The sequence below is a fragment of the archaeon genome, from assembly GCA_016432545.1.
Taxonomy (GTDB): domain Archaea; phylum Thermoproteota; class Nitrososphaeria; order Nitrososphaerales; family Gagatemarchaeaceae; genus UBA183.
Map to the genome: position 1 here is coordinate 701,320 of CP066694.1, position 14,136 is coordinate 715,455.

Below are 14,136 nucleotides of genomic sequence, written 5' to 3' on the forward strand. Positions count from 1 at the left end.
GACAGAGCCATCTCCAAATTGAGTGTCTTCGACAGGATCAAGAGCGCGTTCTGGGAAACTGGTTTCATCGAGGAACTGGCCCAACACTTCGACCAAATGGGCGTGAAGTCCAGTGCATTGCCTCACGGCAGTCCGGAAGCAATACATCATACGCCGACCTTTGGCATATTCGGAAATCCTCCGATCGGCTCGTTGAAACTCTACGGAAGGAGCGCAGACTTCGTGGAGGTTTATCGGAAGCCCGTGAGAGGAAGCAGAGGCCCTGGCCAAATACTGTACAGCTATCTGTATGTCGTCAGAATCAACATTGGAAACCAGGACGATTTCAATGCATCTACCGAGCCGTTCAAGAAAGGCCTATTGAAGAGGGAGACCATTGGTTTCGACTGGAAGGGTGGTCGTCTGGCAAGCGCCTTGAACTCTGACGTTGAACTAAAGCGATCCGTGATTGAGATTGGTTTCCCTGACATCAGAGTCAGGGCCAACAAGAGAGACGGATATGTCGGGATCGGTGCGCCGGTCAGGTGGGATACCCTGGCAGTAAACGGAGTTCCTGTCAAACACCTGTTGATGGTTGGGAAGAATCTTCCGAGCAGGGAGTCATTCGATGTCTTCGACGAGATTGCCAGGCAGGTTCGTGGTCTGCCGACCAGCCCGTCCTAGTGCAGCTCACTGGTAGAGTGCTGGAACAGCTCCGACTGGTTCGGTAACCTATCACGGGACTTGGACTCGAAACTGATCAGTTACACTTCCTAGCCGAGCCAACTTCAATCAGGACATGTGCATTAATTTCTGGGTTTGAGCCTCGTCTCCGAGGATTCAATCCCGCCTTAGATGAGATTGGTAGCTCTGGTGGCCTTTGCTCAGGTCAAATTCGCCGACAGTTAGGATCTACTAGGAGGGTCGAGTCGGTTACTACTGCAGTCCGCGCCAGATCTTGACGCCCGGAGGAGTGATCACGACCCTCTCGTCGCCCAGCCTCGCGATGTCCCCTCCCACCGAGGTCGCGAACTCGTAGAGCTGCTCCACCGAGGACTTTAGCTCGTCGAGGCTCTTCTGGGCCAGTGGCGTCACCTTGAGTATGACTATGGTCTTGTTGGTGACGTCCTCCTGGATCTTCGGGATGTCTTCGACGCTCTTGAGGGGTATCGCCTTCAGCAGTATCTCCTTCGTCTTGCCCTCCAACCTCCTCTCCTGTATCATCCCTGACATGGTTCTATTTTTCCTCTGGCCTGTTATTAAGCTTGGACCGAAGGGAGCAATTCTGCGCGCGATGTGAATTTGTTAGACCAACTGGTAGAGTAATCTTCAGGAATCGGAGAATTCGTTCTCCGGATATAAGGGGAGGGGACCCTGAAAGTTATCGCAGCTCAGAGCGTCTTGTAGAGGGCCCAGTACCTGTCGCCCACGTAGTGGAGGTTCTTCAGGCAGGGGCCCTTCTTGACCTCCTTCGCCTCCTCGCTCGAGAGCTCCGCCAGCCCGATGGCTATCGCCCGCCCCTTCTTCTCTTCCTTGACCACGACGACCTTGCCCTTCTCTCCCCAGTCGTCGAAGCGCCTGATGCCCGGCCTCATAACGTCTGCCCCGTTGACCAGGAACCTTATCGCTCCCTCGTCGACCACCGCCTCGGGGAAGAGCGCGAGCGCGTCGAACGAGCCGAGGAATGGGAGGTACCTCTCCTTGTGCTGGACGAAGACCTTCCCGGCGAGGGTCACGAAGACCACACCCTGGTCCGGCTCGGCGCACTCGGCCTGAGTGGACTTTGGGAGGGCCAGAGAGACGCCGAGGGAGGACTCGATCTTTCCGATGATCTCCGTGGAGTCCCTGCCTGAAAGGACCCACTTCTTCATCTGGGAGTCGCTAAATGACTGCTTAAATAAATCCATTCGAGAGGCCGGCACAAGATCAGTATGTCAGTCGACATGGCGGTCAAGGTCCTCGACGAGAGCGTCGGCAAGACCGTGCTCATCAAGCTGAAGGGCGGCAAGATCATCAGGGGCACGCTTCAGGGCTTCGACCAGCACATGAACCTCTCCCTCGAGAAGGCGGAGGAGGTCTCGGAGGACGGAAAGTCCAACTCGCTTGGCATGCTCATCGTAAGAGGAGACAACATCATCATGATCTCACCGCCTCCGGCCTAAGAAGAATTCGCCGACCCGAGCGCACCCTCCTGACTTCGGTCAAGAGCTTCGATGAAAGCGCAAGCAACACAATCGAGAACCCTGCGAAGACCATCGCCCGGCTGTCGTTTCAATTGGCAGGCTGAACCCGGAAGCGACTTGAACGAAGTGGGTACAGCGTGCAACGATCAGGGGACATGTTCCGGAGTCCGACGCCTGGAAGAGGACTCCTCCCACCACGAGAAGTTCCCCAACTCCAGCCGTGGCGAACAGGTTCATCAGACCGCCATGGCCGAATCTACTTTTAATACCGAAGGCCCCACCCGAGGGACAGGAACCAACGAATGGCACTTGACCTCCTGACCGGGATCGTCGCAGGCGCGGCGGGGCTCGGGCTCGGGGGAGTCGCCGCCTACTACGTCTTCTACTCGAGGGGCAGGCCCCAGAAGGTCCTGGCCGCTGCCAGGGACTCCAAGGGGCAAGTCGCCCTCGCATCGGTCACCTCCTCTGAACTCGAGAAGTCCAAGCGGGAGATGCGCACGATCATGGTCGAGAGGGACCTCCTCTCCTCGGCGCTCATGAAGCTCTACGAGGCCGAGAACGAGGGGAGGATCACGAGGGAAGAGAGAGAAACCATCTCGAAGCGCTACTCCGAGCAGATCAAGGACCTCCAGTCCAAGCTCAAGGACGTGGAGCTCATAGTCGAAGTGGGCGAGCTCGAGGGCCTGCGTAACGACCTGGTCAGCCTCTTCGAGGGGAAGATCCAGAACATCGAGGGGAGGCTGGAGGCCGCCAAGCAGAGGCTGGGCACGGCGGTCCCCGAGATGGTCAGGAAGGAGGCATCGACCCCCAAGGCTGAGCGGGCCACCGACCTCGAGAAGGTGGTGGAGAGGAGGGCCAAGCCCGAGATGAGCGAGGCGGAGAAGAAGCGCAAGGAGATCATGGACGACGTGATGGGCGAACTCGCCCGTCTAGAGCAGCTGGACGTGGACAAGAAGCCTCAGGAAATTTGACCGATAAGCAAAGGCAGGCCCTGAAGGGAGTGGCCCAGGAACTCTCAAAGAAGCTCCCATCCGGGAGCACGATAGGCCTCGGGAGCGGCTCGACGGTCGCGACGCTCCTCGAAGAGCTCTCCCCGCTGGTGATGGCGAAAGGGAGGCGAATATCCGGGGTCCCCACCTCCACCCAGATCGAGCTGGTCGCTTCCAGGAACGGGATCGACCTCGTGCCTTTTCGGGGGTCGGTCGACCTCGTGGTCGACGGCGCCGACCAGGTCGACAACAAGCTCAACCTGATCAAGGGGGGAGGGGGCGCACTGCTCAGGGAGAAGGTAGTGATGGGCAGCGCGAAGGCGATTGCGATCGTTGCCTCCGAGAACAAGTTCGCGGCCCGACTCTGCGAGAGGGGGGCGAGGGTCCCTGTGGAGGTGGTGCCGATGGCCCGCGAAAGCGCCAAGGTCAGGCTCTCCCTCCTCGGCGGCGTCCCCGAGGAGAGGCTGATGCAGAAGGGGTACCCCTACTTTACTGAGAACGGGAACCTGATCCTCGACACGATGTTCGAGCCGCTGGACGACCCGGCCCAGCTCGAGTCCAAGGTGAAGTCGGTCCCGGGGGTCGTTGAGGTCGGGGTCTTCACGTTCAAGCCGATCACGGTCTACAAGCTCATGGACGACGGGACGTACGATGCGCTCAGCAGCAAGACGAAGTAAGGAAGCGCACAGACCTTGAGCGCGCTCTTGAGGCGGTGCCCTTCCTGCGGCAGGCACTTCTCAGTCGAGCTGACCAGCAAGAAAGTCCTGTCAGTCGAAGACGACACCGAGCGAGTGATGCACGACATCATTGTCAGGGCTCCCAGAGGTCAGGTCCTCGGCCCCATCGTCACTTACGAGGACGTGCCGATCGAAAGGGAGTCAATCGAAATCGGCTACGAGTGCAGGCACTGCCACCATCAATGGAAGGAGACGATCATCAAAATCCAGAAGGGCTGGCGATAAGACCGCAGCGGACTCAGAAGTCGCGAGCCAAGGCCCAAACCTCGCAATCTCCAATTAGACTTATAACCTCCTCTCAGGGACGATTCAACAATCATGACGAGAGACGCGGGCTACAAGTCTGCCCCGATCGACCCGAACTTCCTCTCGAAGCCAGACCAGTTCCCTGTCACCGGCGAGCACGTCAGCCACAAGGTCAGGGCACTCGGCGCGAGCAGGATGGACGGGGACGCCAAGCCTTACCCGACCACCAACGGGATCCACGGGACGTCGGTAGCGATCGACTGGGAGTCGTGCGTTGCGGACGGGGTCTGCATGGACGTCTGCCCTGTCTTCGTCTTCGAGTGGCTCCTGAACCCCGGTCAGGCTGGGACGGGCAAGGACAAGGTCCTCGAGAGCGGCTCCGAGGAGTGGAACTCATACAGGACTGACAAGTCGGACCCCGTGCGTGAGAACGACTGCATCTACTGCATGGCTTGTGAAACAAGTTGCCCGACGCAGTCAATCAAGATCACCCAGCCTTAGCCGCAGTCAGCAATCGCTTCGCGACCCGTAGTTCCACAACTTGCTTCGCAATGCCGACAAAGTCATCACGGCCTTGGCGTATTTCCTGGCGCAACTGAGACACCCTGGGCCCGACCGCATCCCACCGTTCACTTCCTTTGAGAGCGCGCGCCATCCTAGACTTGGCCTGTTTCTCTTCGTGCCTTAGGCTCAAGACCCCCAGGAAAGACTTGGATTCCTCAGACCTTGTAATGAGAACCCTCCAGTAATCCTTCTTCATCTCAATCTGGAATCCCGGAGACCTGAACCCTTTCGCTTTGTCCAGATAGGGCGCAAGTGGATTGAAACCCAGGTCCCTTATCCAACGGCGCACGAGTTCCAGGAGCCGGAGGTTGGTGTTGTAGTATGCGATTACCACTGCGACCGAGTTTTTGGCCTTGTAGATTCCCACGCTGCCTTCGGCGTCGAGGAGCCCGGAGAGGTATGCCCGCTTGAGTGCCTGGCTTGTGGAGACCCAAGCCCATACATCTTCGTGGCTTTGGGTTAGGAAATCGAAACTGGGGTCCAGAATGACGGCGAGATTCCATTCGTAGGTCTTCGTGTCTTTCTTGTATCTTGCATATCTGTACACGTGACCATGCCCACCAAACAGGCGGTCGAAGAGTCTCGCCATGGCAGGGTGCGTCGTGCTCGTGCTCACCTTTACCACGTCTTTCCAAGGCCTAGATGTAGTCAGGTCTCCATGCTTCAGCCCCAGCAAGTACGCCTTGTCCTCGTCCGTCCCGTCGAAGGGCCTCCGCTCGTACTTCCTCCTCTTCTCCCTGATCGCCTTGAGCCGCGCCTCCTCGAAGGGGCGCGCCCTGACCCCGAGCTCCCTGCAGAGCCAAGAGGTGTAGCCGCTGGTCTTGTTGCCTATCCGCTTCGCGAGGTCTGAGAGGGAGACGCCCTGCTCCACGTGGACCCTGAATAGGTAGGCCTTGAGCAGGCCTCGCGTCGGCTCGTGGAGGGACCGGATGCTTAGGCCCTTGGTCCTCAGTAGGGTGATGACTCGCGGGTCGTCCTCGTCGGCCAACGACTCCGAGGTGCCTGTGAGTACTTAGCGCCCACCATGGCCTCAGAGCGGCTTAAAGCCGGGCTGCGCCGGGCGCGCTCATTGGCCAGCATCAGGCCGTACGCGCTCCTCATCACGCTCTCTGTCATCTGGGGGATGGCCTTCGTCGCGATCAGGCAGGCGGACTTTGAGCTCGACTCCAACAACCTGACCCTCCTGAGGTGGCTCATCGTCTCCGCGGCGTTCCTGATCCTCTATCGCTTCATAGTCAGGCCCAAGGCGAAGTTCGAGCGGAAGGACTTTCCCAGGCTCATAGTCGTGGCCGCGACGAGCGTAGCGATCTACCACCTGTCCCTCAACGCGTCGGAGAAGATCGTGAACGCGTCCCTCGCAGGGCTGCTCATCTCTCTTGCGCCTCTCACGACAGTGCTTCTTTCTTCCATCGTGCTCCATGAGAAGATCTCCTCGAGGATCTGGGGAGCGCTGGTGCTCGCGATCGCGGGCGCAGTGGTTATCTCGAGCCCGGACCTGAGCCTCACGGGCGCGGCCTTCGGGCCAGGCCTGGTGGTCGTGGCCGCGATGGCGGGGGCGACCTTCACTGTGTCGTCGAAGCCCCTGGTCGCAAAGTACGGGCCTTATCCCGTGGCCGCGTGGGCCGCGTTTCTTGGGACCGCGATGCTGCTGCCTCTGGTGACCCCCGGGCTCCTGACGCAGGCCGAGGGGCTCTCGGCGACCGGGTGGCTCAGCGTGCTCTATCTTGCGATCCTCAGCACGGTGATAGCGAACATGATCTTCTACACCCTGGTCAGCAGGCAGGCGCTCTCAAAGCTGGGGGTCCAGCTCTACCTGGTCCCCATCGTGAGCGCGGTCGGCGGGGTCCTGCTCCTGGGGGAGCAGCTGGGGGTCGCGACCCTCGTCGGTGGCGCACTCCTCCTGGTGGCTGTGGGGCTCGCGACGAGCGGCCGGCACTGATTCAGGAAGCTTTTTGTCTGCGGGGCAGGCGGTCGTTCGAGATTTGAACGAGGACGAGGAGCTGAGGCTCATCGAGCAGAGGAAGCTGCTCGCGATGAGGAGGAAGCTGGAGGCCAGGGATGCGCCCGCCCCGGCTGTGAAGAACGACAGGGAGGTCGTGGAGGGGGTCCTCTACGACAGGGGGGACGAGGTCCTCGAGGCTGCGTACTCTTTCTACCCCCGGGAGACGGAGAGGCTCGTCGGGGAGCTGGCAGGGCTGGTGAAGTCTGGGAGGCTCAAGGACAGGGTCTCCGGAGGGGAGCTGTACTCTATCTTCAGACAGGTGGGGCTCAGGTTCAGGCTCAAGACCTCGATCAGGGTCCAGGACAAGGGGAAGCTGGTCGACCTGAGCGAGAAGCTTTCGAGGAGGGAGTAGGAGTAATGGGAGGGGTCGTAAGGGAGAAGGTCGTCTCGGTCCCCGAGGGGACGGTCCTTGTCTGCGGGCTCCCGGGGAGCGGGTACGTGGGCAAGCTGGCCGCGGACCACCTCGTGGACGAGTTAGGGCTCAAGAAGGTGGCCGAGTATTCCAGCGAGAGCTTCCCGCCCCAGGTCAACGTGAAGGCGGACGGGACTGTGGAGGAGCAAAAGGGAGGGGTCTACTTCGCGAAGGTGGACGGGAAGGGGCTCATGGTCTTCACAGCGGACGCGCAGCCGACGACCTCCGAGGGGGAGTACGAGCTCTCGGACGCGGTCGTGGGGTTCGCGAAGAAGTGCGGGGTGGGGAAGGTCTACACCCTCGCGGCGTACATCACGGGCGGGTTCTCTGATGCGCCCAAGGTCTACGGGGCCGGGACCTCGAAGGAGATGCTGGACGCGCTCTCCGGGTCGGGGGTGACCCTGATGAAGGACGGGGCCGTGAGCGGGATGAACGGGCTCCTGGTCGGGGTGGCGGCGCTGAGGGGGATGGAGGGAGGGTGTCTCCTGGGCGAGACCTCGGGATACGTGGTGGACGCGGGGGCCTCGAGGGCGGTCCTGGAGGTCCTCTCCAAGGTGGTGGGCTTCTCGATAGACACCTCCAAGCTGAAGGAGAAGGCGGAGGAGACGCAGAAGGTGATCAGCCAGCTCCAGGCGATGGCAGAGTCGGCGGAGACGAGCCCTCAGCCGAAGCGCGAGCGCCCCGGGTACATCGGCTAGAACGGGAAGAAGTCCGGGAAGGAGACGTGGAAGGAGCGGACGAGGACAAAGTCCAGCACGAGCAGGATTATCCAGGCGAGGACCACGATGCCTATCGCGCCCAGCCAGCCGGTGTCGAAGGCAGAGCGGTAGACCGCGAGCCAGACGATTATCCCGATTATCGAGGCGAGGGCGAGCGCGCTCGAGGGTAGGACGGGCCCTAGGAAGAAGGCGACGACCCAGTAGACTATGAAGTACGCGAGGCCGCCCCCGAGGGTCGCCCCCATCGCCGTCCTGAACCCGGAGCGCCCGTGCGTGACCGCCTTGCCCGCGAAGTAGACCGGGATCGAGACTATGACCCAGAGGATCACGAGGCCGACCACGTAGACCAGGATCCCCACTGCGTCGGAGGGGAGGGACGGGAGGGAGACCAATCTCCTGACTCCTTGTGCGGTCTCGGGTTCCGTATTTAATCCTGAGCGGTGTTCAGCCCTTGATGTTGCCTATAGGCCTCAGGGCTACGACCTTCTTGGAGATGCCAGCCCTGTCCATCGTCTCGACGACCTCGGAGATGTCCTTGTAGGCCATGCCTGCCTCCTCCGCGAGGCCGTCCATCGTCGCCGCCTTGACGTATATCCCCCGCTCCAGCATCCTCTTCTGAAGCTCCGCGCCCCGGACCTCGCGCCTGGCTGCCGTCCTAGACATCGTCCTCCCCGAGCCGTGGGCGGTCGAGCCGAAGGTCTCCTCCATCGCCTTCTGCGTCCCTAGGAGGAGGTAGGAGCCGGTCTCCATGGACCCACCGATGATCACCGGCTGGCCGATGGAGCGGTAGGGTAGGGGTATGTCCGGGTGCCCGGGGCCGAAGCTCCGGGTCGCGCCCTTGCGGTGGACGAGGAGGTCGGCGGTCCTCTTGTCGAAGGTGTGGCGCTCTACCTTGGCGATGTTGTGGCAGACGTCGTAGACTAGTCCCATGTCGAGAGCCTCTGCGTCCTTGTGGAAGACCTTGGAGAAGGCCTCCCTGACGCGGTGGACGATCACCTGGCGGTTGGCGAAGGCCATGTTTGCGGCGCAGACCATGGCCCCGTAGTAGTCCCCGCCCTCCTTGGAGGAGAAGGGGGCGCAGGCCAGCTCGCGGTCGCGGACTGTGATGTTGTACTTGCGCATCGCGCCGTCGAAGACCCGGAGGTAGTCGCTACCGACCTGGTGCCCGAAGCCGCGGCTTCCGCAGTGGACCATCACCACGACCTGGTCCTCGTGGACGATCCCGAAGTGCTTTGCGAGGTTTGGGTCGAAGAACCGAGAGGGGTCCACGACCTGGATCTCGAGGTAGTGGTTGCCGGAGCCGAGGGTCCCGAGCTGTCCGATCCCGCGGCTTCGGGCCTGGGGGCTGACCTTGGACGGGTCGGCGCCCTTGATGAAGCCGCCCTCTTCCACGTGCGAGGGGTCGTCCTCCCAGGCGAGCTCGTTCTCGGCGCACCACTTGACTCCGTACTTCATTACCTCCTCGAACTGGGGCTCGGAGAGACGGAGAGTCCCCTTTACGCCCACTCCGGCCGGGACGAGCCTGAACATCAGGTCTACCAGTTCTTTTACCTTGGATTTGACCTCAGAATAGCGTAAATTTGTGCGTATGAGACGCATACCGCAATTTATGTCAAATCCGACCCCGCCGGGCGAAATCACGCCCGAATCAAGTTCGAAAGCGGCAACGCCGCCTATTGGGAACCCGTAGCCCCAGTGGGCGTCGGCCATGGCGTAGGCGTGGCGGACAATCCCCGGAAGACAGGCGAGGTTGGTCACCTGCTCGATGACCCCCGAGTCCATCGACTCGAGGAGCTTCCTGGTAGCGTAGATCCGCGAAGGGACGAGCATCCCCTGCTTGTACGAGGTGGGGATCTCCCAGGTCACGTCGGAGACTTGTTTGATGGAATCGACCATGGGCAAGCGGAATCTTTGACGCCGGGCCGGTCTTGATACTTTAAGGGTTTGGAGGTTTGGGGCTTCATTGACTGCACCGGACTGCGGCTCATGACTTAGGGGCCGAAAACGAAACTGGCGACTGAGTACGAGTTGTTGGTGGCTCTCACCGTCAACTGAGCCTGGAGCTGATAGTAGCTGCCGGTCCAGTTCCCAAAGTGGTAGCCGGGATTAGGAATCGCGGATAGGATTACCTTCGAGCCTTCAGGGACCGCGAAGCTCCTGGTAACTCCGTCTGAGACCATGACTGGGATTCCTCTGTTTATCGCGGAAGAGTAGACCTCGACCGTTCCACCGTGAATGGATGAAACCTGGACCACGGGGGTGAATGTCCTATTGCAACAGGCGACCGTTTCGTAGGTCGAGGCATTCTCCCAGAAGAAGGAGTCGCCTACGTAGAGGCTTTGGTCTGAGGACTCCTTCCATTGGAGGATCGGGTGGATCTCCCAACAGGAGTATCCGTGCCAGGCTTGGTCTTCGTTTTGTTCGAGGACGTTGTCGCAGTAGACAATGCCGGTGATGTCGATGACGCTGCCTACCCTGGGGATTGTGAGGGGATGCGAGGGAATGATCTCGGTGATGAATATGCTACCTTCGAAGTTGCACCCCGATGAGTTGCTCGGAGGAGTCAGCCCCGTTCCGCAGATGGAGCGATCGGTGACAGCGACGTGGTAGTCGCCGTCGTCTTCGTGCTGCACGTAGAGGACTCGAAGGTTAAGGACACTGACCACAGCCCCTCCGGTTCCCCTCTTGTCGAGCGCGGTGTGAAACTGCCCTGCCTTCAGCTGTGCCAGGGTCGCGGTGAATCCCATAGACTGTTGCTGAAGCCCAATGGCGATGACCCCGATCAGGAGGATGGCGGTGTACGTCGGACGATCTTTGGACAGCTTCAACCGAGTTTACCTAAGCGCAGGGAACGAGTCGCTGATTCTCTTCAGGTCGGCTCAAATGTCGAGGACCACCGTAGCCTTCCAGCCTTCAGGAGTGTTGACGATGCTGAACATGTGCATTGTCACGGCCTTGACATCATTGCGAAGGGTGTGCCGAACTCTGTCGATTGGTTCTCCTCGCAATGAGGCCTTGAGGGCGCCGCCATCTTTTGTCAGCGTGACCTTGACCTCCTTGAATAGGAGCGAGTCCACGTCTTTGACGACTATGAGTTCGGTGAGAAAGTCGTAGAGCAGGCGCTCTCGGTCCTCGGCATTCAAAGTGACCTCTTTCGACTTGGCTGCACGGAGGGTAGAGGGATCGACCATGATGTCAGTGAGCGCAAGGGCGCAGGCCTCGAAGAGTCCAGAAAGAGAATCGGAGGTGGCCTCGAAGGCGATGTCGGCGAGGGCGACGTCTGGGAGGAACCTGTGGGGCACGGAGGCTCGCCGCGATTCCAAACTTCTTAATCTATGCGGCTGGCTCGATCCTCGATGAAGGCGAGGCTTCTGGACCTCACCCTGGAGGACCCGTACTCGAACCTCGCCCTTGAGGAGGCGCTGTTGGTCGAGTTCTCCGAACCGACGGTCAGGGTGTGGGACAGTCAGGTTTCGGTGGTGGTGGGGAGAGGGCAGCTGGCGTCGCATGAGACCGACCTCGACTATTGCAGGGCAAAGGGGATACCGGTCGTGAGGAGGATGAGCGCTGGCGGGGCGGTGTACAACGGGCCGGGGAACACGAACTGGTCGTTCCTCGTGGGCAGGAGGAGCGAGGTCGTCGGGCCCTCGGCGGGTGCAAAGGACGTTTTCGAGGCGTTTGCAAGAGTCTTGGTCAGGGCTCTGAAGTCTTGCGGCCTTGCCTGCGAGTTCAAGCCGCCGAACAGCCTGGTCACCGGGAAAGGGAAGGTGAGCGGAATGGCTGCGTACGTCGCCAAGGAGGCTGTGTTGTGCCACGGGACACTGCTCAGGGAGGCCGACCTGGAAGAGGTCCAGAGGCTGACCAAGCCCAAGGACGAGAAGCTGGAGAGGCGTTATCCCAGGAGCAACTTCACTCGAGTGGCCAACTGCGGACTCTTGAGGAGCGAGTTCGTCGGAGCGCTGGGCAGAGAAGGGACGTTCGAACTGAAGGCGGGGCGTCTGACTGCTCTCGAGGAAGAGAGGCTCAAGGGCCTCAGGGAGAAGTACGCGAGCGACGGCTGGAACCTGGGCGACCCGTTCACTTGATCAGGCCGAGTTCCTTCCCGGCCTTCTCGAAGGCGTTGACGGCGAAGTCAACGTCAGAGTCGGACAGGGCCGCGTTCATGATGGTCCTGATCCTGGCCTTTCCTTGCCCGACCATCGGGTAGACGATCGGAAGCGCGAAGACTCCCAATTCGAAGAGGCGCGCTGACAGCCTCTTCGCTGCACCGCTGTCCCCAACCATTACCGGGGTGATCGGGGTGCGGCTCTTCCCGACGTCGAAACCCAGGTCCTCCATAGCTTTCTTGAACCTGCGCGTGTTGGCCCAGAGCTTCAGGACGTGCTGGGGTTCTGTTTCGAGGACGTCGATGGCCGCGAGGCAGGCCGCGACGACGGCTGGCGGGTGTGAGCCGCTCAAGAGCCAGGTCCTTGACTTGTTGTATGCGAAGTTCCTGAGGTCGGTCGAGCCGGAGACATGGCCCCCGACGACTCCGAAGGCTTTCGAAAAGGTGCCCATCTCGACTTGGACCTTCTGCCTCGGGAGCTTGAAGAAAGCGACTATGCCCCTTCCCCCTTCGCCCAGCACGCCCTCGCCGTGGGCGTCGTCGACGTAGAGCATCGCCCCGTGCTCTTCGGCGAGGTCCGCGATCTTGTCGAGGGGTGCGATGTCGCCGTCCATTGAGAAGACGCCGTCAGTGATTATCAGGATTCTCTGGTACGAGGGGGAGGCCTTCTCGGCCTCTGCGAGGACGCGCGCGAGGTCCTCGGAGTCGGCGTGCTTGTAGACGCCCCTCTCAGCGTGGGAGAGGCGGACCCCGTCGATGATGCTCCCATGGTTTAGCTCGTCGCTGATGACAAGGTCGCCCTTGCCGGCAAGCTGGGGGATCAGGCCGGCGTTGGCCGCGAAGCCCGTCTGGTAGACCAGCGAAGCCTCGGCGCCCTTGAAGGCCGCGAGGCGCCTCTCGAGCTCCATGTGGAGGTCCATGTTTCCCGCGATGGGGCGCACGGACCCTGAGCCGGCGCCGTAGGTCTTGACTGCCTCGATCGCAGCCTCCTTGAGCTTGGGGTGGTTGCTGAGTCCAAGGTAGTTGTTGGAGCAGAACATCAGGACCTTCTTGCCGTCGACCATGCACCAGGGGGAGCTCGGGCCGCCCAGCACGCGGAGCCTCCAGTCAATCTCCTGTCGGACGAGGTCGTCGTACTCCGCCTTCAGGAACGAGGTTGGGTCGCGCATCTTTGTCCAGTCCGGGGGTCTGATGGAGGGTCTAAACGTCTTTCGCCGCGAGGCGTGGGCCGAGCTTCTGGAGCATGTCGGAGGTCATCCTGCCGAGGTCGAACTTGTGGGCCCAGCCCCAGTCGCGGCGGGCCTCCGCGTCGTCGATGGACATCGGCCAGGAGTCGGCGATCTTCTGGCGGGAGTCGGGCGCATAGGAGATTGTGAAGGTCTGGATGTGGCGCTTGATCTCAGAGGCGAGGTCTCCGGCTGAGAAGCTGATGGCGGCAAGGTTGTATCCGAGGTGCCTCGGGACCCTGGAGTGGTCGGCCTCCATGAAGCCGACGGTGCCTTCGAGGGCGTCTGGCATGTACATCATGGGGAGGACTGTGTCCTCTCGGAGGAAACAGGAGTAAGACCCCTTCTTGAGGGCCTCATAGAAGATCTCGACGGCGTAGTCGGTCGTACCTCCTCCCGGGGGGGACTCGCTGCTGATGAGGCCCGGGTAGCGGAGGACCCGGACGTCGAGGTCATACTTCAGGAAGTAGTAGTTGCAGAGGAGCTCGCCGGCGACCTTTGTGACCCCGTACATCGTGGTGGGGTTGAGGGCTGCGCTCTGGGGGGCGGAGGTCCTTGGGGCGTCCGGGCCGTAGACGGCGATGGAGCTGGGCCAGAAGACCCTCGAGAGCTTGGCGTTCCGGGCGACCTCAAGGACGTTGCGGAGGCCGTCCATGTTGATGCGCCATGCGAGCTGTGGGTCCTTCTCGCCGGTCGCGGAGAGAAGGGCGGCGAGGTGGTAGAGAGTGTCGATCTTGTTCTCATTGACCGCGGCGGCGAGGGCAGAGGGGTCGGAGATGTCGAGCTGGATGGTCGGGCCGTCTTTCAAGGCGGGGATGCCCTGGGCTCTGTGGAGCCCCGCGACAACGTTGTCCTTTCCGTACTTTGAGCGGAGGAGGGGGACTAGTTCGGCGCCTATCTGTCCGGCGGCTCCGGTCACGAGGACCCTGGGAGACAACTGCGGCGGGGCGCGTCCGTGCCCGTTTAAAGATTGG

At 61.2% G+C, this 14,136-nt stretch carries 19 protein-coding genes; 10 read left to right on the top strand and 9 right to left on the bottom strand.

Translation table 11 applies throughout. From position 1 onward, the window contains the following. Window positions 1–18: 18 nt before the first annotated feature. Complete coding sequence (locus HY247_03900; protein QQG49452.1) at window positions 19–663, top strand: hypothetical protein; 645 nt, start codon at window positions 19–21, stop codon at window positions 661–663. Window positions 664–915: 252 nt separating this feature from the next. On the opposite strand, the gene sepF is transcribed toward HY247_03900, so the two are convergent. After that, window positions 916–1,158 carry a cell division protein SepF gene (gene sepF, locus HY247_03905; protein ID QQG49552.1) on the bottom strand — a complete coding sequence of 81 codons (243 nt, stop codon included), beginning with the start codon at window positions 1,156–1,158 and terminating at the stop codon, window positions 916–918. Between the two features lie 212 nt (window positions 1,159–1,370). Then, window positions 1,371–1,850, bottom strand: coding sequence for a hypothetical protein (locus HY247_03910; protein ID QQG49453.1), 480 nt, complete (start codon window positions 1,848–1,850; stop codon window positions 1,371–1,373). Window positions 1,851–1,910: 60 nt separating this feature from the next. On the opposite strand from HY247_03910, the gene HY247_03915 reads away from it, so the two are divergent. The 5 genes from HY247_03915 to HY247_03935 all read left to right on the top strand — a co-directional run bounded on the left by HY247_03915 (window position 1,911) and on the right by HY247_03935 (window position 4,635). After that, window positions 1,911–2,141, top strand: a complete 231-nt coding sequence (locus tag HY247_03915) for an RNA-binding protein (GenBank protein ID QQG49454.1) — start codon at window positions 1,911–1,913, stop codon at window positions 2,139–2,141. Window positions 2,142–2,464: 323 nt separating this feature from the next. Continuing rightward, on the top strand, window positions 2,465–3,133 hold the full coding sequence (locus HY247_03920; protein QQG49455.1) for a hypothetical protein: 669 nt from the start codon (window positions 2,465–2,467) through the stop codon (window positions 3,131–3,133). After that, entirely contained in the window at window positions 3,130–3,828 is a 699-nt protein-coding gene (gene rpiA / locus HY247_03925; GenBank protein ID QQG49456.1) for a ribose 5-phosphate isomerase A, read from the top strand. The genes HY247_03920 and rpiA overlap by 4 nt, the downstream gene beginning before the upstream one ends. A 27-nt stretch (window positions 3,829–3,855) precedes the next feature. Further along, window positions 3,856–4,113: a hypothetical protein gene (locus HY247_03930; GenBank protein QQG49457.1), complete on the top strand. Its 258-nt coding sequence runs from the start codon at window positions 3,856–3,858 to the stop codon at window positions 4,111–4,113. A 93-nt stretch (window positions 4,114–4,206) separates the two neighbouring features. Beyond that, complete coding sequence (locus HY247_03935) at window positions 4,207–4,635, top strand: ferredoxin family protein (protein ID QQG49458.1); 429 nt, start codon at window positions 4,207–4,209, stop codon at window positions 4,633–4,635. Here HY247_03935 and HY247_03940 read toward each other — a convergent pair. Then, entirely contained in the window at window positions 4,622–5,686 is a 1,065-nt protein-coding gene (locus HY247_03940; protein QQG49459.1) for an LAGLIDADG family homing endonuclease, read from the bottom strand. The genes HY247_03935 and HY247_03940 overlap by 14 nt on opposite strands. Window positions 5,687–5,767: 81 nt before the next feature. On the opposite strand from HY247_03940, the gene HY247_03945 reads away from it, so the two are divergent. Genes HY247_03945 through HY247_03955 form a run of 3 tightly spaced genes read left to right on the top strand, consistent with a single transcriptional unit; the run spans window position 5,768 to window position 7,810 of the window. Further along, a complete protein-coding gene (locus HY247_03945) occupies window positions 5,768–6,637 on the top strand; it encodes a DMT family transporter (GenBank protein ID QQG49460.1) in 870 nt (289 codons plus the stop codon). 43 nt (window positions 6,638–6,680) lie between these two features. After that, window positions 6,681–7,052 (top strand): double-stranded DNA-binding protein, encoded by a 372-nt coding sequence (locus HY247_03950; protein ID QQG49461.1) that lies wholly within the window; start codon window positions 6,681–6,683, stop codon window positions 7,050–7,052. Window positions 7,053–7,057: 5 nt separating this feature from the next. Further along, window positions 7,058–7,810 (top strand): proteasome assembly chaperone family protein, encoded by a 753-nt coding sequence (locus HY247_03955; GenBank protein QQG49462.1) that lies wholly within the window; start codon window positions 7,058–7,060, stop codon window positions 7,808–7,810. On the opposite strand, the gene HY247_03960 is transcribed toward HY247_03955, so the two are convergent. The 4 genes from HY247_03960 to HY247_03975 form a co-directional block, all read right to left on the bottom strand. Then, window positions 7,807–8,223, bottom strand: a complete 417-nt coding sequence (locus HY247_03960) for a hypothetical protein (GenBank protein QQG49463.1) — start codon at window positions 8,221–8,223, stop codon at window positions 7,807–7,809. The genes HY247_03955 and HY247_03960 overlap by 4 nt on opposite strands. Before the next feature lie 52 nt (window positions 8,224–8,275). Then, window positions 8,276–9,733: an RtcB family protein gene (locus HY247_03965; protein ID QQG49464.1), complete on the bottom strand. Its 1,458-nt coding sequence runs from the start codon at window positions 9,731–9,733 to the stop codon at window positions 8,276–8,278. Between the two features lie 89 nt (window positions 9,734–9,822). Further along, a complete protein-coding gene (locus HY247_03970; GenBank protein QQG49465.1) occupies window positions 9,823–10,659 on the bottom strand; it encodes a hypothetical protein in 837 nt (278 codons plus the stop codon). A 51-nt stretch (window positions 10,660–10,710) separates the two neighbouring features. Beyond that, window positions 10,711–11,133 carry an archease gene (locus HY247_03975; protein ID QQG49466.1) on the bottom strand — a complete coding sequence of 141 codons (423 nt, stop codon included), beginning with the start codon at window positions 11,131–11,133 and terminating at the stop codon, window positions 10,711–10,713. Between the two features lie 54 nt (window positions 11,134–11,187). Between HY247_03975 and HY247_03980 the strand changes: the two genes are divergently transcribed. Next, entirely contained in the window at window positions 11,188–11,916 is a 729-nt protein-coding gene (locus HY247_03980; GenBank protein QQG49467.1) for a lipoate--protein ligase family protein, read from the top strand. On the opposite strand, the gene HY247_03985 is transcribed toward HY247_03980, so the two are convergent. Both HY247_03985 and HY247_03990 read right to left on the bottom strand, forming a co-directional pair. Then, complete coding sequence (locus tag HY247_03985; protein QQG49468.1) at window positions 11,909–13,105, bottom strand: aminotransferase class I/II-fold pyridoxal phosphate-dependent enzyme; 1,197 nt, start codon at window positions 13,103–13,105, stop codon at window positions 11,909–11,911. The genes HY247_03980 and HY247_03985 overlap by 8 nt on opposite strands. Before the next feature lie 31 nt (window positions 13,106–13,136). After that, entirely contained in the window at window positions 13,137–14,099 is a 963-nt protein-coding gene (locus tag HY247_03990; GenBank protein ID QQG49469.1) for an NAD-dependent epimerase/dehydratase family protein, read from the bottom strand. Between the last annotated feature and the right edge of the window lie 37 nt (window positions 14,100–14,136).